This is a genomic window from Comamonas sp. Tr-654 (assembly GCF_011752915.1).
Taxonomy (GTDB): domain Bacteria; phylum Pseudomonadota; class Gammaproteobacteria; order Burkholderiales; family Burkholderiaceae_C; genus Comamonas.
Map to the genome: position 1 here is coordinate 145,918 of NZ_VWWQ01000002.1, position 19,354 is coordinate 165,271.

Below are 19,354 nucleotides of genomic sequence, written 5' to 3' on the forward strand. Positions count from 1 at the left end.
TGCGCACTCAGCGCTTGGCCAGCCAGGTGCTGTAGAAGCTGGGGCGGCCCACGGCCTCGAAGCCCACCTCACGCACCCAGGTCGCACCCGCGAAGGCCTGGGGCTCCTCGAAGATCGGGATCACATAGGCCTGATCGATCAGATAGTTCTGCACATCGCCGGTCAGCGCCAGGCGCCGGTTGGCATCGGTCTCGGCCGCTATGGCATCGAACAGGCGGTTGAGCTTGCCGTCCTCGAAGGACTTGACCTTCTGGCTCACACCGCCTTTTTGCAGCAGCACATTGCGGTTGCTCGGGTAGTAGTTGCTCTTGATCACGTCGGGATCGGCGCGGCCCACCATGCCCGGCAGTACGCCGGTCTTGTCGGGGTCCAGCGTGTCCACCGTGCGGCTGCCCGAGTCTCCGGCCAGCACATTGAGCTTGATGCCCAGCCTGGCCCATTGCTGGGCCACGAGCTGCAGGGTTTCCTTGTTCTGCGGCTGGGGCAGGGATTCGTAGGTCGAGAGCACGAAGTCCTGGCCGTTCTTCTGGCGCAGGCCGTTGGCGCCCAGGCTCCAGCCGGCCTCGTCGAGCAATTGCCTGGCTTTGGCCTCGTCAAAGACCAGCTTGGCCGACAGGTCCACATAGCCTGCTGCCGTGGAGGCGATCACCGAACGTGCCTGCGGGTAGCGCGGCGAGAAGAGGGTTTCGACGATCTCCTTGGTATTGGTGCCATGCAAGAGGGCCTGGCGCACCTTGAGATCGGCCACCAGGGCGTTGTCGGGGCGGATGGCGATGCTGTTGTTCACGCCACGCGTGGAAGGCGCGTAGATGCTGAACTTCTGCTGCTCCACGCGCTTTTCGTCATAGGCCTGGACCTGGCGGATGAAGCCAGCCTGGCCGGCCAGCAGTGCGCCTATGCGCACGCTGTCCTCGGGCGTGACGATGAACTTGACTTCATCCAGGCGTGCACGGCCCTGGTGGGCCAGCTTGGCCGGGCCCCAGCTGTAGTCCTTGCGCGCCTTGAGCACCAGTTCCTTGCCCAGGGTCTCGCTGGCCACCACGAAGGGGCCCGAACCTATGATGCGCGTGGCATCGCCAAGCTCCTCGAATGGACGATCCAGCGTGGCCGGCGAGACCAGGCCCGAGCCGATCACTGAAGTGCCCTGGAGAAAGCCCGGCGAGGGTTTCTTGAAGAAGAATTTCACGGTCAGCGGATCGACGACTTCGCTGCGTTCGTAATTGTTGATGACCTCGGAAACCGGCTGCTTGAGCGCCTTGTTGCCCAGACCGTAGGTATCGAAGTTGCGCGCTACGGCGGCCGCGTCCAGCGGCGATCCGTCCGAGAAACTCACGCCGGAGCGCAGCTTGAAGCTGTACTCGGTGGCATCGGCGTTCACGGTCCAGGACTCGGCGATCCAGGGCTGGATCTCCAGCGTCTCGGGGTCCTGGTAGGTCAGCTTGTCCGTGATCTGGTTGAGCACGCCGCCGTTGGGATAGAAGCCGCCGGCAGGCGGATAGAGATTGGTGTGTGCCTGTTGTTCGAGGTAGACCAGGGTGCCGCCCTGGACCGGTTCCGCCGAGGCGCCGGCCTGGGCCGTGCCGGATTGCCTGGAGCAGCCGGCCAGCAGCATGCTGCCCGTCAGTACCGCCACTGCGGCCCATAGGGCGCGGCGTCGGGCCGGTCTGTTTGCCGGCTGTTTTGTCGATAGATCCGTCTGCGAAGGGAAAAGCACGTTCATACCTCGTCGCCACATGGCGTTGAAAACTCAGGTTCCGGGCGCATCGCCGTAGCGACCGACCGGATTCATGGTTCTCATGCTATCGATGCCAAATATTCGTGTTCATATATTGAGTAGCATCGTTATTCGAAAAACAACTAAGCGGTGCGAGGCCGCATATTTGCAAAGCGCATAAGCGCAGACGAATTCCTTTGTTGGCCCGGCAGGCCGCTCTCACAACAATGGCCTGGCATTCCCTTATCGAAAGCCCGCTCATGAGTCATCTCAACGAATATCTTTCCGAAAAACGCGCAGCCGTGCTGGCACGCAGCGCCGCCATTGCGGCGGGCACGGCCCAGGCCGCCAGACTCAAGGCCAGCGTGCGTGCCGAGGGCGCAGCGGCGTGCGCCGCCTGCGCATCCGAGAGCACCAGGTCATCAGCGACAGCCCGCCCGATTTCGCGGGCTACAACCTCGGCCCGAGCTCGCCCGAACTGCAGTTGGGCGTGCTGGGCACCTGCGTGACCCATATCTTTCTGATCCAGGCGGCCGAGCGTCAGGTGCCGCTGGAGAGCCTCGAAGTCGAGGTCACGGGCGTCATCGACCCGCGCGGCGGCAAGCCCGGCCATGAGGCGACGCCGATCTGGCCGCACGATATCGGCTATACCGTGCATATCGATTCGCCGGCCAGCCGCGCCGAGATCGATGCGCTGTTCGAGGCCGTGGAGCGAACCTGCCCCATCCTCAACTTGCTGCGCAACCCCCAGTCCATCCGCGCCGAAGTGCGCCATACCGACTCCAGCGCGCCCGAGCGCCTGGCGGCCTGAGAACCTTTTGGAAAGACTTTTGCATGAGCCTGCCACTCGACCATATCGTCATCGCGGTCCAGGACCTGGAGCGCACGATTGCCGACTATCAGTCCCTGGGTTTCAACGTGCTGCGCGGCGGCGAGCACCCGGGCCGCTCCACACACAACGCCCTGGTGGTCTTTGCCGACGGCGTCTATTTCGAACTCATTGCCTGGCGTGCGCCCGCGACCGAGGAGCGCTGGTGGCAGCAGTTGCAGCAGCACGGCGAGGGGCTGGTCGACTTTGCGCTGCTGCCCTCCGAGACCGGCGCCGTGGTGGCTGCGGCCCAGGCGCGCGGCCTGGGCTATGAAGCGCCTTATGAGGGCGGACGTCTGCGTCCCGACGGAGAGCAGCTGCGCTGGCGCAATGCACGCGCCCACAGCCAGGATCTGCCGTTTCTGTGTGGCGACCTGACGCCGCGCGTGTTGCGCGTGCCCGAAGGCCAGGCCCGCGTGCATCCCAATGGAGCGACCGGCGTGGCCCGCCTGGAAGTGGCGGTCAAGGACCTGCGGGCCAGCCTGGCGCGCTGGCGGGCATTGCTCGGCGAAGGCGTGGATGTCGGCGCGCTGCGGGTCTCGACCGACGGCAGCACGCAGGAGGTATCGCTGGGTCTGGGCACCACCGAGCTGGTGCTGGCCGCACCCGTACAGGCCGCGGGCCCTCTGGCTCAAAGACTGGCCACGCGCGGCGAAGGCCCTTATGCCATTGTGCTGTCGGTGCAGCAGCAGGCAGCAGCAGGGGGACTGGACGAAGTTGCCACCCACGGGGTGCGCATTGAATTGGCACTGCATTCCGGCAGCGAGCTGGAAACCGCCGCCGCCTAGGCCCAATAATGGGGCGCTAGAATAGCGCCCCCGCTGACACCCATGCCCACTCCGGTGGGCGTTTTCGTTGCGGCCGCGTCAGCCTTTGCGGGCCGGCGCGGTGCAGCGCCGCCTTTCATGACCACAGCTCTCACGCCTGCCACTCTGGGCATCGATTTCGGAACCTCCAACTCTGCTGCTGCCTATCGCCTGCCTGGCAAGGCCGCCAGTCTGCTGCCGCTGGAAGGCGCTGCCACCGGCATGCCCACGGCACTGTTCTTCAATACCGAAGAGCACAGCACGCATTTCGGCCGCGATGCCATGCAGCAGTATCTGGCGGGTGAGGAAGGGCGTCTGATGCGTTCGCTCAAAAGTCTGCTGGGCAGCAGTCTGTTGCTGGAAAAGACTGCGGTGCACGAGCAGCTCGTGAGCTACCAGGACATCATTGCGATCTTTCTCAAGCGCGTGGCCGATCAGGCACGCCGGGCGCTGGACGGCCGTCTGCCGGAGCGGGTGGTGCTGGGGCGCCCTGTGCATTTTGTCGACGAGCACCCGGAGCGAGACCGCCAGGCGCAGGATGCCCTGGCCGCTGCGGCGCGCGCCGCCGGCCTGGGTGAAGTCAGCTTTCAGCTGGAGCCGATTGCGGCGGCACTGGACTACGAGCAGCGCCTGGGTGAGGAACAGCTGGTGCTGGTGGTCGATATCGGCGGCGGCACGTCGGACTTCACGGTGGTGCGTCTCGGTCCGCAACAGGCCGGGCATGTCGACCGTAGTCAGGACATTCTGGCCACCACCGGCGTGCATATCGGCGGCACGGATTTCGACCATCGTCTCAATGTGGCCCAGGTCATGCCATTGCTGGGCTACAAGCACATCGGCCCCAGCGGGCGCGAGGTACCCAGCAGCGTGTTCTTCGATCTATCCACCTGGCACCTGATCCAGTGGCTGTACACGGCCAAGGCCCTGGCTTCGGCGCGCGGTCTCAAGAGCGATTACAGCGATCAGCAATTGCACCAGCGCCTGATGAAGGTGCTGGAATGGCGTGAAGGCCATAGGCTGGCCGATGCGGTGGAGCAGGCCAAGATTGCGGCTTCGCAAAGCCATGCGGCCTCGGCTATTGCTCTGGACTGGCTGGAGCCAGACTTGCCCGCGGCCATTTCCCCGGAGGTTCTGCAGGAGCAGTTGCAGGCTTTGCTGCTGCAGGTGGTCGAATGTGCGCAGGACTGTGTGCGCCAGGCCGGCGTGGCGGCACCAGACGCCATCTATCTGACCGGCGGCTCGTCGGCACTGCGCACCCTGCGCGATGCGCTGCGCGTCGCTTTCCCCGATGTGCCGCAGGTCGAAGGCGACCTGTTTGGTGGGGTGGCAACCGGTCTGGCCTACGCTTGAGTCGCAACGAGGTTTCCCCCAAGGGGGCTGCGGTGTAGCCCTTGCCAGGCGTCTCTGGTTTGTGCCGCGCGCGGTTTGACGTGCCTATTCCTCTTCGGCGGCCCGCTTGAGTTCCAGCGCCCGGTCGTAGAGCGTGTTGCGGCTGGCCCCGGTGATTTCAGCGGCCAGCTTCACGGCCGTCTTGGTCGGCAACTCGGCCAGCAGCAGCTTGAGCACGCGCTCGGCCTCGCCCGACTCCTGCTGCACCGCCACGGGGTGCAGCACGATGGCGAACTCGCCCTTGACACGCTGTGGCGAGGCCTGCAGCCAGGCAGCCAGCTCGTGGGCCGGCATGCTGGCGATGTCTTCAAACTGCTTGGTGATCTCGCGCGCCAGCGTGACGCGACGCTCGCCCAGCAGGGCCAGAGCCTGGGCCAGCTCGATGATGCGGTGCGGGGCTTCCAGCAGCACTGTGCAACGCGGCTGGTCGGCCAGCTTTTGCACGGCGGCCAGTCGTTCGGCATTCTTGGTGGGCAGGAAGCCGGCAAACACAAAACCGCTTTCGCCTTGCGCCGGCGTGACGGCACCAGCCACGCTTATGGCCGATGTCACGCTGCTGGCGCCGGGCAGCGGAATGCTGCGCAGACCCACTGCCTGCAGCGCCGCGCACAGGCGCGCGCCCGGGTCGCTGACGCCGGGCGTGCCTGCATCGCTGACATAGGCGATGCGCTGGCCTTGCTGCAGACGCTCGATCACCTGCTGGGCGGCTTCTGCCTCGTTGTGCTGATGCACGGCCAGCAACTGGCTGCCGGGGCGCTCGAGCCCATAGCTGCGCAGCAGGCCCTGGGTGTGGCGCGTGTCTTCGCAGGCGATGCAGTCCACGATCTGCAGCACATGCAGCGAGCGCAGGCTGATGTCGGCCAGATTGCCAATCGGCGTCGCCACCACATACAGGGCTCCCTGCGGATAATGCTGGGAAGCGGCCGCGTCATGTGCGGCAGTCAGTGCAGAGGCGAAAGAGGTAGTCAATGGATTTCCTTGGAAAGCGGCCCAAGCCGGCGCAAAGCACAACCGCACGCGGGCAGCAGGCCGAGGATGCCGCGTTGGCCCATTTGCAGGCGCGGGGCCTGAAGCTTGTCGAGCGCAATTATCGGACGCCGGGCCGTGGTGGTGGTGAAATCGACCTGATCCTGCGTGACCGCGACGGGTCTTTGGTGTTCGTCGAAGTCCGCAGCCGCAACACCGAGCGCTTCGGCGGTGCCGGCGCCAGCATCGGCCACGTCAAGCAGCAGCGCATTGTGCTGGCCGCCAGACACTATCTGATGAGGCTTGCGGCAGCGCCGCCATGCCGCTTCGATGTGGTGCTGGTCGACAGCTCCGGGAACCAGATGCGCATCGAGTGGCTCCAAGCGGCATTCGAGGCGCTTTAGTCGCCGCGTCATAGTTGTGCGCAACACTGATGCGCAAATAACGGTTTGCTACCAAAGAGATAACAGGTGGCGGGTATCATCGGGCCTCCATGCTAGAGCAACGAATTCAACAGCATTTCATCGACAGTGCCGACCTGAAGTACCAGGCCGCCCAGGCGCTGAGCCAACCTATTGCTTCTGCCGTACAGGCCATGCTGGCCTGCGTGACGGGCGGCGGCAAGGTGCTGGCCTGCGGTACGGGCGTCTCAGCCAGCGATGCCCAGTTATTTGCCTCCCTGTGCGTGACAGGGTTCGAACGCGATCGTCCCGAGCTGGCGGCCGTGGCCCTGACGTCTGATGGCGGCCTGCTGGGCAGCGTGGGAGCCACGGGCTCCGGCGGCAATGCCAGCCAGTATCTGGCGCGCCAGGTGCGAGCGCTGGGGCAACCCGGCGACCTGCTGCTGCTCATGTCGGTGACCGGCAACGACATGGCCGTGCAGGAAGCCCTGGAGGCCGCTCACGAACGCGACATGATGGCCGTGGTGCTGACGGGCCGCACCGGCGGCAATCTGGCCACCACCGTGCGCGAGACCGATGTACTGATCTGCGTGCCCCACGACCGTGCGGCGCGCGTGCGTGAAACCCATACCTTGATCCTGCACTGTCTGGCCGACGGTGTGGACTCTCAACTGCTTGGTGACCAGGAGATACCTTTATGAAGTTAAAGTGGACCCGTGTTGCATGTGCAGCCCTGACCGTTGCCGCTCTGGGCGGTGCCTTGAGCGGCTGCGTGGCTCTGGTGGGCGGCGGTGCCGCCGTGGCAGGCATGTCGGCAGTGGACAGGCGCACTACCGGCACACAGGTTGAGGACCAGGGCATCGAGCTGCGTGCTGGCAATCGCATCAGCGAGGTGATGGGCGAGAAGGCCCGCGTCAGCGCTACCAGCTACAACCGTGTGGTGCTGCTGACCGGTCAGGCCGGCAATGCGACGGACAAGGCGACCATCGAGAAGCTGGTGCGCGAGCAGGCCACCGTGCGCGAGGTCTACAACGAGATTGAGGTCGTGCCTTTCACGGCAACACTGGGCCAGCGCTCTCAGGACTCTCTGATCACGACCAAGGTCAAGGCCAGCCTGGTCAATGCCAAGGACATTTCATCCTCGGCTATCAAGGTCGTGACCGAGAACAACGTGGTCTATCTGATGGGCATAGTCACGCCGCGCGAATCCAAGCGTGCAGCCGAGATCGCTCGTGGCGTCAACGATGTGAGCAAGGTTGTGCGCCTGTTCGAAGTCATCTCCGAAGAGGAACTGGCCGCTTCGACATCCAGGGCTGCACCGGTGGTCGAAGACCGCTCCAGCATGAACTGAAGCGGAGCTACAGGCATGAAAAAAGCCGGACTCAGGTCCGGCTTTTTTCATGGGCCGACGCTCAGCGCAGGCGCTGTATCAGGCTGGAGGTATCCCAGCGACTGCCGCCCATGGCCTGTACATCGGCATAGAACTGGTCCACCAGCGCGGTGACGGGCAGGCGTGCACCATTGCGCTGGGCTTCGGCCAGAACCAGTCCCAGATCCTTGCGCATCCAGTCCACGGCAAAGCCAAAGTCGAACTTGCCCACGGCCATGGTTTTGCCGCGATTGTCCATCTGCCAGCTCTGGGCGGCGCCCTTGCCGATCACGTCGAGGACCTTTTCCACGTCCAGGTCGGCACGCAGACCAAAGGCAATGGCTTCGGACAGCCCCTGGACCAGACCCGCAATGCAGATCTGATTGACCATCTTGGTCAGCTGGCCGTTGCCGCATGCGCCCATATGGGTAAAGGCGCGCGAGAAGGCATCGGCCACCGGTGCCACCTGGTTGAAAACCTCCTGATCACCGCCGCACATGACGGTGAGCTGGCCGTTGACCGCTCCGGCCTGACCGCCCGATACCGGAGCGTCCATGAAGTGCAGGCCGTGCTGGCGGGCCTGTGCATACAGCTCGCGCGCCACCTGCGCCGAGGCCGTGGTGTGATCGACAAAGATGGCCCCTGGCTCCATGCCGGCGAAAGCACCGTCGTCTCCCAGCGCAATCGAGCGCAGGTCGTCGTCGTTGCCCACGCAGCAAAAGACCATGCGTGCGCCCTTGACGGCTTCGCGGGGCGTGGCCGCATGGTGGCCGCCGACAAATTCCTCGACCCAGGCTTCGGCCTTGGTGATCGTGCGGTTGTAGACCGTGACCTGATGGCCTGCGGCAGCCAGATGCCCGGCCATGGGGGAACCCATGACACCCAGACCCAGAAAGGCCACGGGCGTGGAAGTGCAGGGTGCGTAGCTGCGGGAGGCGATGGTGGCTGTGCTCATGAAATCCTCTAAGACTTGGTGCGGAACAGTTCGATCATGGTAGCGCCGCAGTGCATGGCCGTGGCGGAGAGCAGGGTCCTGGGCGGCCCTGCCGCCCCCCGGCAAAGCCAGCGCTCCACCTGTGGGAGGAGATGCCGGCGCCTTGGGTTCAGACGATGGTCAGATGTTCGGTGCCGGCTGCGAGGTCCAGAGTCCGGGCGCGCTGGCTGTTGAGCTTGATCTGCAGACGCAGGTCGTTGACCGAGTCTGCATTGCGCAGCGCATCTTCGTAGGTGATGAGATTGGATTCGAACAGGTCGAACAGCGCCTGGTCAAAGGTCTGCATGCCGATATTGCGGCTTTTCTTCATGATCTCCTTGATCTCGACGACCTCGCCCTTGAAGATCAGGTCGGCAATCAGCGGAGAATTGAGCATCACCTCGATGGCGGCGACACGGCCCTTGCTGTCCTGCTTGGGAATCAGACGCTGGGAGATGATGGCCCGCAGGTTCAGCGACACATCCATCAGCAGCTGTGGACGGCGTTCTTCGGGGAAGAAGTTGACGATGCGATCCAGCGCCTGGTTGGCACTGTTGGCATGCAGCGTGGCCAGACACAGATGACCGGTTTCCGAGAACGCAATCGCGTGCTCCATGGTTTCACGATCGCGGATTTCGCCCATCAAAATCACATCGGGAGCTTGGCGCAGCGTATTTTTGAGCGCCGCTTCCCAGCTTTCGGTATCCAGCCCCACCTCGCGTTGCGTGACTACGCAGTTCTTGTGCGGGTGCACGAATTCCACGGGGTCTTCCACCGTGATGATGTGGCCGAAGGAGTTTTCGTTGCGCCAGTCCACCATGGCAGCCAGCGTGGTGGACTTGCCCGAGCCCGTCGCGCCCACCAGAATGCACAGGCCGCGCTTGGTCATGGTCACTTCCTTGAGCACCTGCGGCACGCCCAGACCGTCAATCGTGGGCAGGGTGGTGGGAATGGTACGCAGCACCATGCCGACCTTGCCCTGCTGCATGAAAGCATTGACACGGAAGCGACCCACGCCGGCCGGCGAGATGGCGAAGTTGCACTCCTTGGTGTGCTCGAAGTCCGCCACCTGCCTGTCGTTCATGATGGAGCGAGCCAGGGCCAGCGTATGCAGCTGGCTCAGCGGCTGGGGCGAGACCTTGGTGACCTTGCCGTCAATCTTGATGGCGGGCGGAAACTCCGCCGTGATGAACAGGTCGCTGCCGTTGCGGCTGACCATGAGCTTGAGCAGATCGTTGATGAATTTACTGGCCTGATCGCGTTCCATGATCGTTCCTTGAGGCAGCGTCAAAATTGGCAGAGCCCAAGTGAGAGACGCCGAGCAAGAGCCGCCTCGCGGCGAGGGCGTCGTCCCCCTGGGGGGAAGCGGCAAAGCCGCTCAGGGGGGAGGCATCATCCAGGAAAATTCTCTGGAATCTTCGCCTTGCTGCGCGCTTCGGCCGGGCTGATGAGGTTGCGGCGCACCAGATCGGTCAGGTTCTGGTCCAGGGTCTGCATGCCCATGTTCTGGCTGGTCTGGATGGTGGAGTACATCTGTGCCACCTTGGCCTCGCGGATCAGATTGCGGATAGCGGGCGTGCCCAGCATGATCTCGTGCGCGGCCACACGGCCCTGGCCGTCCTTGGTCTTGCACAGCGTCTGCGAGATCACGGCCTGCAGCGACTCGGAGAGCATGGCGCGCACCATTTCCTTTTCCTCGGCCGGGAACACGTCGATGATACGGTCGATGGTCTTGGCCGCTGACGAGGTGTGCAGCGTGCCGAACACCAGGTGACCGGTTTCGGCCGCTGTCATGGCCAGGCGGATGGTTTCCAGGTCCCGCATTTCGCCGACCAGGATCGCGTCCGGATCTTCACGCAGCGCGGATTTCAGGGCTGCTGCGAACGACAGCGTCATGGGGCCGACTTCGCGCTGGTTGATCAGGCATTTCTTGGACTCGTGCACGAATTCGATGGGGTCTTCCACCGTCAGGATGTGGCCGTACTCGGTCTCGTTGAGATAGTTGACCATGGCCGCCAGCGTGGTGGACTTGCCCGAGCCCGTAGGGCCGGTCACCAGCACCAGGCCGCGCGGCTTCAGGGCCAGGTCGGAGAAGATCTTGGGGGCGTTGAGCTGTTCCAGCGTCAGGATCTTGCTGGGAATGGTACGGAACACGGCCGCCGCGCCGCGGTTCTGGTTGAAGGCGTTGACACGAAACCGGGCCAGACCTTCAATCTCGAACGAAAAGTCCACTTCCAGAAACTCTTCGTACTGCTTGCGCTGGGCATCGCTCATGATGTCGTAGACCATGGCGTGCACGGTCTTGTGGTCCAGCGGATCGATGTTGATGCGACGCACATCGCCGTGGACGCGAATCATGGGGGGCAGGCCTGCCGACAAATGCAAGTCCGAAGCCTTGTTCTTGACACTGAATGCCAGCAATTGCGTGATATCCACGGAGATCCCTCTCTGGTTTGGTACTCTGGCGCCAATTATGACGACGATTGAAAACAATCTGGGGCAGATTCATGCCCGCATTGCAGCCGCTTGCGCCAGTGCAAGCCGGCCAGTGACATCGGTGCAACTGCTGGCCGTTTCCAAGACCTTCGGCGCGGATGCGGTGCGCGAGGCAATGCTGGCCGGCCAGCGCAGCTTTGGCGAGAACTATATCCAGGAGGCCGTGGAGAAAATTACCGCCGTGCGCGCCATGCAGCTGCAGGGCGCCGAGACGCTGCAATGGCATTGCATAGGCCCTATCCAGAGTAATAAGACGCGGCTGGTGGCCGAGAATTTCGATTGGGCCCAGACCGTGGACCGGCTCAAGATCGCCGAGCGTCTTTCGGCCCAGCGTCCCCAGGGCATGGCACGGCTCAATGTCTGCATCCAGGTCAATGTGGATGGCGGGGCTACCAAGTCCGGTGTCGTGGCCGAGCAAGCGCTCGAGCTGGCCGAAGCCATGGTGAAACTGCCCAATCTGCAGCTGCGCGGCATCATGAGCATTCCCGACGACACTCCTGATTTCGAAGCGCAATGCGCAGTCCATAAAAGGGCTGCATCCATTTTTGATGCCATAAAGTCCAGCGGGCTCGTGGGGCTGGAGCATTTCGACACGCTGTCCATGGGCATGACCGGCGATCTGGAAGCCGCCGTGGCAGCAGGCAGCACCATGGTGCGCGTGGGCAGCGGAATATTTGGAAGGCGTACCTACGGTACGCCCACCCCCTGAGCCGCTACGCGGCTCCCCCCTCTCTCTCTACGCGCTGCGCGCTATGGGAGGGGGACGACAGCTTCGCGGCGGGACGGCCCTTGCTTGCTGTCTCTGGTGTGGGGCCACGCCCGCTGCAAGCTCGGTGACAGAGTCGAAGGCCCGTCCTCATTTTTACGGCCGTTTCATCTGGCATTCGGTCGCTAGATCGAGCTGCTGGGCGGAATAGACAGCGTCGGTTCTGAAACCGTAGTTCGTGCCTTCCCAGCCGGTCTTGACCAGCTTGCCGTCCACGGGAGCGATGGTGTTGACGACCTGGGGCAGCAGCAACTGATGGTCCTTGCCGCGCATCTTGACGGGGCCGAAGACGGTGTCCATGGACATGTCCTCCATGGCCTTGGCAATTTTCACGGGCTCGTTGGACTGGGCCTTGGCCATGGCAGCGGCCAGCATGCGCGGCACCAGGTCCATGCGCGGGGCCAGAAAGTCCTGGTTCATCCTGGCCTTGTACTCCCTGGCCCGGGCATCGGCCTGGGCGCGGTCGGCCATGCCAGGGTGCCATTCTGCGACCCAGGTCACCTGGCCTATCTTTGCCTGGGAAATCGAGGTCACGGTGCCCGGAAAGCCGCCTGCGCTGTGGTTGAAGTAGCGCAGGTTGTAGCCTGAGTCGCCGGCCGACTTGAGCAGCAGGGCCAGATCCTGGCCCCAGTTGCCGGTGATGACCGAATCGGTGCCGACCTCCCTGATCTTGGCCACATAGGGCGCAAAGTCCTTGATGCGACCCATGGGGTGCAAGGTCTCGCCCACGAACTGTACATCCGGTCTTGCCTTGCCGACCATGCTGCGGCCGAAGCTGGCCCATTGCTTGCCATGGGCATAGTCCTGGTTGAGCAGAAAGACTTTGTGGATCTCGGGCTGGGTCTTGATGTAGTTGGCGATGGCCTGCATGCGCATGGCCGTGTTGGCGTCGAACATGAAATGCCAGAAGCTGCAGGACTTGCCGGTCAGCTCGGGATCGATGGAGCTGTGGTTGAGTATCAGCACCTCCTTGCCCGGATTGCGCTGGTTGTAGCGCGCCGCCGCCTGCACCAGCGCCGTGACCACCGAGGAGCCCGAGCCCCCCGTCACCACCACGCGTGCGCCCTGGTCTATGGCGGCCTGCAGCGCGCTCTGGCTTTCCTGGGCCGAGAGCTTGCTGTCGAACTGCAGCAGCTGGAACCTGGCGCCGTTGTAGAGGCCGCCCTTGGCGTTCACGTCATCGACGGCATAGAGCACGTGGTTGCGCATGACTTCCCCCACATTGGCAAACGGGCCGGAGAGAGGGTCGATGAACGCGATCTTGAACGGCTCCGCCGTCTGGGCGGATACGGTGCCGGCACAAAGGCCGGCGGCCAGCGCAAGGGCTGAGAAGCGAACTGACATGGTTTTGTCTCCAGGGAGTTGGAATTGCGCCTTGGCCTTCGAGGCTCTCAGCTGGCGCTGTTGGTGGTGGATGAAGCGCTCTTGCGGCGCCTGGGGGGCGAAGGGGTCTGCGCTGCTGGCGCCGGTGCGGCCCTGGCCGCACGCTTTCGCGCAGGGGCCGCCGCAGTGCGCAGGCCCAGCACGCGCGAGGCCAGATCGGTGAGCTCGACCACCATCTCGGCTGGGCCCAGCTTGCCACCAGGCTGATACCAGTTGTAGAGAAAGCCGGGCAGGCTGCAGGCCGCCTGGGCGGTGATGCGGGTGTCGCGGAAATCGAAATGCCCGCTGGCGCGGCCTTCGTCGAGCAGGGCGCAGAACTGCTTGTAGAACTGCTGGGCCACATTGCGTGACGCCTTGAGATAGGCGGGGCTGAAGGCCTGCGGCTCGCGATAGGGGAAGAAGCCCGCCGGGTAGTGCGCAATGGTCGCAGCGATCAGTCGCTGAAGGCCGTCGATGGCTTTTTCATGCGCGGGGCGCGGGTCGTCGGCTGCAAAGTCCAGCACCGTGAAGCAGGCCTCGGTCGGTGCCCAGCACAGGGTCTCGAAGATCTCCTGCTTGTTGCGAAAGTAGTAGTAGACAAAGGGCTTGGTCACGCCCAGCGCCTGCACGATCTGCTCGATGGTGGTGTTGGCATAGCCATAACGGTCGAACAGGGCTTCGGCGGCCTTGAGAATGCGCTCGCGCTTTTCGTCGGAGCCGGCGGTGGGCAGGCGCTGGCGGCCGCGCGGCGCCACGGGCGCAGCCGGCTTTTTCTCGGTCTTTCTGGTCGTGGCGGGCATGAGGGTTTGCGTGTGTCGCATTCGTTATACCAATGGGTAGCATTGTTCTACCGGCAGGTATACATTGACAAGACGCCGAGCAGCAGATTGCCCTAAGGCAATCCCTGAGAAAGCTCTAAGAACGTGTTGACGATCTCTACGCAGCCGCGTTGGAGTGCAATCGGGATGAGTTCGAAGCGATGGTCCGCCGCTTGCACCGGGGTGCAAGCAAGGGCCAGCGCGCAGAAGGCGTCCGATTTCACCCCAACCCTTCGGGACAGCGGCTTTGCGGGCGGTCTGCGTTGTTGCAAATCCTCGCAATAGCATGGCTATTGCTGCGGTGTTGCGCCTAGCAGCCCATCCCGCAAAGCCGCTGTCGCGGCGCGAGGAGATCGTCAACAGGTTCTCAAGTGGCGCCGCTGTTCGGTCCATACGAGACACCCAGGAGACAACCATGGCTGAATCCGAGACCCTCATTCCCTTGCATGAGGCCTTGCGCCGCAATGCGCGCCTGCATCCCGAGCGCGATGCCTATATCTGGTACGGACAGCACATCAGCTGGCGCCAGGTGGATGAGGCCAGCGATGCCGTGGCCGCGCATCTGCAACAACTGGGCGTGAAGCCCGGCGAGCCAGTCGCCCTGTTCATGAACAACTGTCCGCAGTACATCATTGCGCACTACGCGGTGCAGAAGATCGCTGCCATCGTCTGTCCCTGCGGGCCGCTGAACAAGGAGCATGAACTCGAATATCAGCTCAACGATCTGCAGGCCAGGGTCATCATCGCGGCCGATGTGCTGCTGCCCGTGGTCGACAAGGTGCGCGGCAGCACCGCGCTGCAGCATGTGATGGCCGTGCGCTACGGCGACTGGCTGCCCGCCAGCGCCACGCTGCCCCTGCCTGCCGAACTGCAGGTCCCCGTGCAGCCGCTGCCCGGCAATGTGACCTCCTTCTGGGATCTCATGCACAGCGGTGCCAGGCCCGCGCCAGTCGACGTGGGCATGGACGAGGTGGCGCTGATGACCTATACCTCGGGGACTACGGGCCTGCCCAAGGGTGCCATGCTGAGTTTTGGCGCGGCAGCCTACAAGACGGCCGGCGCGTCCCGGGTGACCGGGGTCAGCGCCGAGGATGTGTTGCTGGCTGTGGCCCCGCTTTATCACATCGCCGGCATGTCCATGGGGGTGAACATGCCCGTGCATTCGGGGGCGACCTGCGTGCTGCTGCATCGCTTCGATCCGCTGGCCGTGGCGCAGGCGCTGGAGCGCTACCGCGTCAGCTGGTGGTACAGCATCGCGCCCATGAATGTGGCGCTGATGCAGGTGCCCGGCGTGGAGAAGATGGATTTCAGCGCGCTGCGCCGTAACACCGTCACCAGCTTCGGCATCACATATACCGAGGATCTGGCGCAGCAGTGGCGCAGGTTCGCACCCAATGCCATCTCCAGCGAGGCGGCCTACGGCCTGTCCGAAACCCACACCATGGATACCTTCATGCCGGGCGATGCCATTCGCTGGGGCACCCATGGCAAGCCAGCGCCAGGCAACGAAATCCGGGTGATAGATCCGGAGACCGGCGCGCCACTGGCCGCAGGCGAGGTAGGCGAGATCATCATTCGCGGCCCGGGCAACTTCAAGGGCTACTGGAACAAGCCCGAGGCCACGGCCAAGACGCTCAAGAACGGCTGGGTGCATACCGGCGACATGGGCAAATTCGATGCGGACGGCTATCTGACCTTCATTGGCCGCTTCAAGGAAATGATCAAAGTCTCGGGCTACAGCGTCTTCCCCGAAGAGGTGGAGACGATTCTGATTAAGCATCCGGCCATCGCCCAGGCTGCCGTGATCGGTGTTGCCGACGCCCAGAAAGGCGAGGTCGTGCGCGCCTTCATCGTGCGCAAGCCGGGGCAAAGCCTGGAGGCGGACGGGCTGCTGGCCTGGAGCAAGGAAAACATGGCCAGCTACAAGGCTCCGCGCGAGGTGCGCTTCATCGATGCCTTGCCGGCCACAGGCGCAGGCAAGGTGTTGCGCAGATTGCTCAGAGACATCCCCTGAATCTTTGTGCCAAAAGTGGGTAAACCCCTTGGTTGGTGAGTGCCAGAAGCTATTCAAACGAGAGTCCTATGTTCAAGAAAGTCCTGATCGCCAACCGCGGTGAAATCGCGCTGCGCATCATCCGAGCGCTGCAGGAGCTGGGCATTGCCAGCCTGGCGGTGTACGCCGCCGATGATGCGGCGGCTCCGCATGTGCAGGCTGCTGACGAGGCGCAGGCACTGGGCGCCAGCGGCCCGGCGGCCTATCTCGATGGTGCGCATCTGCTGCGGATCGCGCAGCAGCACGGTTGCGATGCGCTGCACCCGGGCTATGGCTTTCTCAGCGAGAACGCAGACTTTGCACGCGCCTGTGCGGCAGCGGGATTGCGCTATATCGGTCCGACGCCCGAGCAGCTGGCGCTGCTTGGCGACAAGGCCAGAGCCCGTGCGCTGGCGCAGCAATGCGGCGTGCCCCTGATGCCCGGCAGCACCGAGGCCGTGACGCTGGAGCAGGCACAGCAGTTCTTCGCGCGGCAGCAGGCCGACGGAGCCAGCGGCATCATGATCAAGGCCATTGGCGGCGGCGGCGGGCGCGGCATGCGTGCGGTCACCGAGGCTGCCGAGGTGGCGGCCGCCTACCAGCGTTGCCGCAGCGAGGCACAGGCAGCCTTCGGCGTGGATGGCGTCTATGTCGAGCGGCTGATGAGCGGCGCGCGTCATATTGAGATTCAGCTGCTGGGCGACGGCAGCGAATGGCCGATGGCGTTGGGCGAGCGCGAATGCACGCTGCAGCGGCGCTTCCAGAAGCTGGTGGAGATTGCACCCAGCCCCAGCCTGACGCAGCCGCTGCGCGAGCGCATCACAGAGGATGCGCTGCGCATGGCAGCCAGGCTGCGCTACGAAAGCCTGGGCACGTTCGAGTTTCTGGTCGATCTGCAGTCCGAGTCCCTGCCCTATGTGTTCATCGAGGCCAATCCGCGTCTGCAGGTGGAGCACACGATTACCGAAGAGGTCTTTGGCGTCGATCTGGTGCAGGCCCAGATCCGCATTGCGGCGGGCGAGCACTTTGCCGACCTGGGCCTGAATGTGAATGCCCCGCCCCGGCCCCGCGGCTATGCCATGCAGTGGCGCATCAATGCCGAAACCCTGGATGCCCAGGGCAACTCCCGCCCCGGCGGTGGCCGCATTGTCGAGCTGCACTGGCCGCAAGGGCCGGGCATACGCCTGGACGGTCATGCGCGGCAGGGGGGCAGTCCGTCGCCGCACTACGACACCTTGCTGGCCAAGCTCGTCGTGCACAGCCACACGCCGCGTTTCGAGGATGTGCTGCGCCGCTCCCGGCGCGCGCTGGCCGACTGCCGCATTGCGGGCCTGGCCACCAATCTGCCGCTGCTGCAGGCTCTGGCCCTGCGGCCCGAGATGCTGGAGCAGACCGTGCACACGCGCTGGCTCGAAGAGGTCCTGCCGCAGCTGGTGGATGCTACAGAAAAGATATCTTCAAGCGCAAGTCATGCAATGAGTTCAGATTCTTTTTATTCTGAAAGCAAGGTAATTCAAGCGCAGCAAGCTCCTGAAAATGCAGTGCTGGCTCCCATGCCCGCCAGGGTCGTGCAGTGGTCTGTTGCTGTGGGCGAGACGGTGGCCAAGGGCGCCGAACTGGGCATTCTCGAAGCCATGAAGATGCAGCATGTGCTGTTTGCGCAGGCTGCGGGCCGGGTCCAGGCGCTGCTGGCGGAGGCCGGCAGCTACGTGGCGGAGGGCCAGGCCTTGCTGGTGCTCGCGCCCGTTCAGGGCGAGGCCGCGCTTGCCGAGGTGGCGGCGCAGCGGCAGGACCCGGACCACATCCGGGCCGATCTGCAGCGCGTCAAGGACCGCCATGCCTTCACGCTCGATGCAGCACGACCCGAGGCCATGGCCAGGCGCCATGCCCAGGGCAGCCGCAGCGCACGCGAGAACATTGCCGATCTCTGTGATGAAGGCAGCTTCATCGAATACGGAGCGCTGGCGATTGCCGCGCAGACACGCAGACGCAACCTCGATGATCTGGTGGCCAACACGCCGGCCGACGGCATGGTGACAGGCATGGGCTCCATCAATGCCGCGCAGTTCGGCGCGGAACGGTCGCGCGCCGTGGTCATGTCCTATGACGCCACGGTGCTGGCGGGCACCCAGGGCGCGCGCAATCACGCCAAGACCGACCGCATGCTGGGCATCGCGCTGCAGCAGAAGCTGCCCGTGGTGCTGTTTGCCGAAGGCGGCGGCGGCAGGCCCGGCGATACCGACACCCCCGTGGTCGCGGGCCTGCATGTGCATACCTTCGCGGCCTATGCGGCGCTTTCGGGTCAGGTGCCCGTGGTGGGCATCACCCACGGCCGCTGCTTTGCAGGCAATGCCGCGCTGCTGGGTTGCAGCGATGTGATCATCGCCACGCGCAGCAGCAATATCGGCATGGGCGGACCGGCCATGATCGAGGGCGGTGGCCTGGGTGTCTTCCGGCCCGAGGAGGTCGGCCCCGCCAGCGTGCAGCATGCGAATGGCGTGATCGACATCCTGGTCGACGACGAGGCCCAGGCCGTGGCCGCGGCCAGGCACTATCTGTCCTTCTTCCAGGGGCGCATCGACCAATGGTCCGAGCCCGACCAGCGCCTGCTGCGCCAGGTCGTGCCCGAGAACCGCCTGCGTGTCTACGATACCCGCGCCGCTATGGCCGGGCTGGTGGACGAGGGCAGCCTGCTGATGCTGAGAACCGGTTTCGGCGCCGGCATCCACACGGCGCTGGCGCGCATCGAGGGACGGCCCGTGGGGCTGATGGCCAACAACCCGGGCCATCTGGGCGGCGCCATCGATGCCGATGCGGCCGACAAGGCGGCGCGTTTCATGCAGCTGTGCAATGCCCACGGCATCGCCATCGTCAGCCTGGTCGACACGCCCGGCTTCATGGTGGGGCCGGAGATCGAGAAAACCGCCCAGGTGCGTCATGTCAGCCGGCTGTTCGTCATGGCAGCGAAGCTGCGCGTTCCGTACTTCAGCGTGGTGCTGCGCAAGGGCTATGGTCTGGGCGCCATGGGCATGACGGCGGGTAGCTTTCATGCGCCCATCTTCAATGTGGCCTGGCCCACGGGCGAGTTCGGCGCCATGGGTCTGGAGGGCGCGGTTCGGCTGGGCTTTCGCAAGGAGCTCGAAGCCCTGCCCGAGGGCGCGCAGCGCGAGGCGCTGTTTGAGAAGCTGCTGGCCCAGCAATACGCACATGGCGAGGCCATGCACATGGCGGCCACGCTGGAAGTCGATGCCGTCATCGACCCCGCGGAGACCCGCGCCTGGCTGGTGCGCGGCCTGGCCGGTGCGCGCCTGCGCGAGGAAGGCAGCCGCTTCGTGGACACATGGTAAACGCTGATGGAGGTTTCGCATTTGCAGCGTTTAATCGGCCGGAATCT

General features: G+C 64.3%; 15 protein-coding genes and 1 pseudogene. 9 read left to right on the plus strand and 7 right to left on the minus strand.

The features are described 5' to 3' along the window. Positions 1–7: 7 nt before the first annotated feature. Positions 8–1,720 (minus strand): TIGR04028 family ABC transporter substrate-binding protein, encoded by a 1,713-nt coding sequence (locus F3J24_RS06385; RefSeq protein ID WP_167003734.1) that lies wholly within the window; start codon positions 1,718–1,720, stop codon positions 8–10. 221 nt (positions 1,721–1,941) lie between these two features. Between F3J24_RS06385 and F3J24_RS06390 the strand changes: the two are divergent. From F3J24_RS06390 to F3J24_RS06400, 3 genes and pseudogenes are all read left to right on the plus strand, one after another. Then, positions 1,942–2,525, plus strand: a pseudogene (locus F3J24_RS06390) (OsmC family protein). Positions 2,526–2,548: 23 nt separating this feature from the next. Beyond that, positions 2,549–3,370, plus strand: coding sequence for a VOC family protein (locus F3J24_RS06395; RefSeq protein ID WP_167003736.1), 822 nt, complete (start codon positions 2,549–2,551; stop codon positions 3,368–3,370). Between the two features lie 117 nt (positions 3,371–3,487). Next, positions 3,488–4,738, plus strand: coding sequence for an Hsp70 family protein (locus tag F3J24_RS06400; RefSeq protein WP_167003738.1), 1,251 nt, complete (start codon positions 3,488–3,490; stop codon positions 4,736–4,738). A gap of 84 nt (positions 4,739–4,822) precedes the next feature. Here F3J24_RS06400 and rsmI read toward each other — a convergent pair whose 3' ends face one another. Next, positions 4,823–5,746, minus strand: a complete 924-nt coding sequence (rsmI, locus tag F3J24_RS06405) for a 16S rRNA (cytidine(1402)-2'-O)-methyltransferase (RefSeq protein WP_167003740.1) — start codon at positions 5,744–5,746, stop codon at positions 4,823–4,825. Between rsmI and F3J24_RS06410 the strand changes: the two genes are divergently transcribed. From F3J24_RS06410 to F3J24_RS06420, 3 genes are all read left to right on the plus strand, one after another. After that, entirely contained in the window at positions 5,746–6,147 is a 402-nt protein-coding gene (locus tag F3J24_RS06410; RefSeq protein WP_167003742.1) for a YraN family protein, read from the plus strand. The two genes, rsmI and F3J24_RS06410, sit on opposite strands and share 1 nt — an antisense overlap. 89 nt (positions 6,148–6,236) lie before the next feature. After that, the gene (locus F3J24_RS06415; protein WP_167003744.1) at positions 6,237–6,845 is read left to right on the plus strand and encodes an SIS domain-containing protein; all 609 of its coding nucleotides are present in this window, start codon (positions 6,237–6,239) and stop codon (positions 6,843–6,845) included. Then, complete coding sequence (locus F3J24_RS06420) at positions 6,842–7,495, plus strand: BON domain-containing protein (RefSeq protein ID WP_003050576.1); 654 nt, start codon at positions 6,842–6,844, stop codon at positions 7,493–7,495. Before F3J24_RS06415 ends, F3J24_RS06420 begins: the two co-directional genes overlap by 4 nt. Positions 7,496–7,556: 61 nt before the next feature. Here F3J24_RS06420 and F3J24_RS06425 read toward each other — a convergent pair whose 3' ends face one another. The 3 genes from F3J24_RS06425 to F3J24_RS06435 all read right to left on the minus strand — a co-directional run bounded on the left by F3J24_RS06425 (position 7,557) and on the right by F3J24_RS06435 (position 10,922). Then, the gene (locus tag F3J24_RS06425; protein WP_167003746.1) at positions 7,557–8,468 is read right to left on the minus strand and encodes an NAD(P)-dependent oxidoreductase; all 912 of its coding nucleotides are present in this window, start codon (positions 8,466–8,468) and stop codon (positions 7,557–7,559) included. A 148-nt stretch (positions 8,469–8,616) separates the two neighbouring features. Then, positions 8,617–9,753, minus strand: a complete 1,137-nt coding sequence (locus F3J24_RS06430) for a PilT/PilU family type 4a pilus ATPase (protein WP_167003749.1) — start codon at positions 9,751–9,753, stop codon at positions 8,617–8,619. Between the two features lie 125 nt (positions 9,754–9,878). Next, entirely contained in the window at positions 9,879–10,922 is a 1,044-nt protein-coding gene (locus F3J24_RS06435; RefSeq protein ID WP_003050584.1) for a type IV pilus twitching motility protein PilT, read from the minus strand. Between the two features lie 37 nt (positions 10,923–10,959). Here F3J24_RS06435 and F3J24_RS06440 point away from each other — a divergent pair, with 37 nt between their 5' ends. Further along, complete coding sequence (locus tag F3J24_RS06440) at positions 10,960–11,691, plus strand: YggS family pyridoxal phosphate-dependent enzyme (protein ID WP_167003751.1); 732 nt, start codon at positions 10,960–10,962, stop codon at positions 11,689–11,691. A 153-nt stretch (positions 11,692–11,844) separates the two neighbouring features. Here F3J24_RS06440 and F3J24_RS06445 read toward each other — a convergent pair whose 3' ends face one another. Continuing rightward, positions 11,845–13,092 carry a branched-chain amino acid ABC transporter substrate-binding protein gene (locus F3J24_RS06445; protein ID WP_167003753.1) on the minus strand — a complete coding sequence of 416 codons (1,248 nt, stop codon included), beginning with the start codon at positions 13,090–13,092 and terminating at the stop codon, positions 11,845–11,847. Between the two features lie 47 nt (positions 13,093–13,139). After that, positions 13,140–13,910: a TetR/AcrR family transcriptional regulator gene (locus F3J24_RS06450; protein ID WP_167003755.1), complete on the minus strand. Its 771-nt coding sequence runs from the start codon at positions 13,908–13,910 to the stop codon at positions 13,140–13,142. Positions 13,911–14,343: 433 nt separating this feature from the next. Between F3J24_RS06450 and F3J24_RS06455 the strand changes: the two genes are divergently transcribed. Both F3J24_RS06455 and F3J24_RS06460 read left to right on the plus strand, forming a co-directional pair. After that, positions 14,344–15,942, plus strand: coding sequence for an AMP-binding protein (locus F3J24_RS06455; RefSeq protein WP_167003757.1), 1,599 nt, complete (start codon positions 14,344–14,346; stop codon positions 15,940–15,942). A 68-nt stretch (positions 15,943–16,010) separates the two neighbouring features. Beyond that, positions 16,011–19,307, plus strand: a complete 3,297-nt coding sequence (locus F3J24_RS06460; protein ID WP_167003759.1) for a carboxyl transferase domain-containing protein — start codon at positions 16,011–16,013, stop codon at positions 19,305–19,307. Positions 19,308–19,354: the final 47 nt, after the last annotated feature.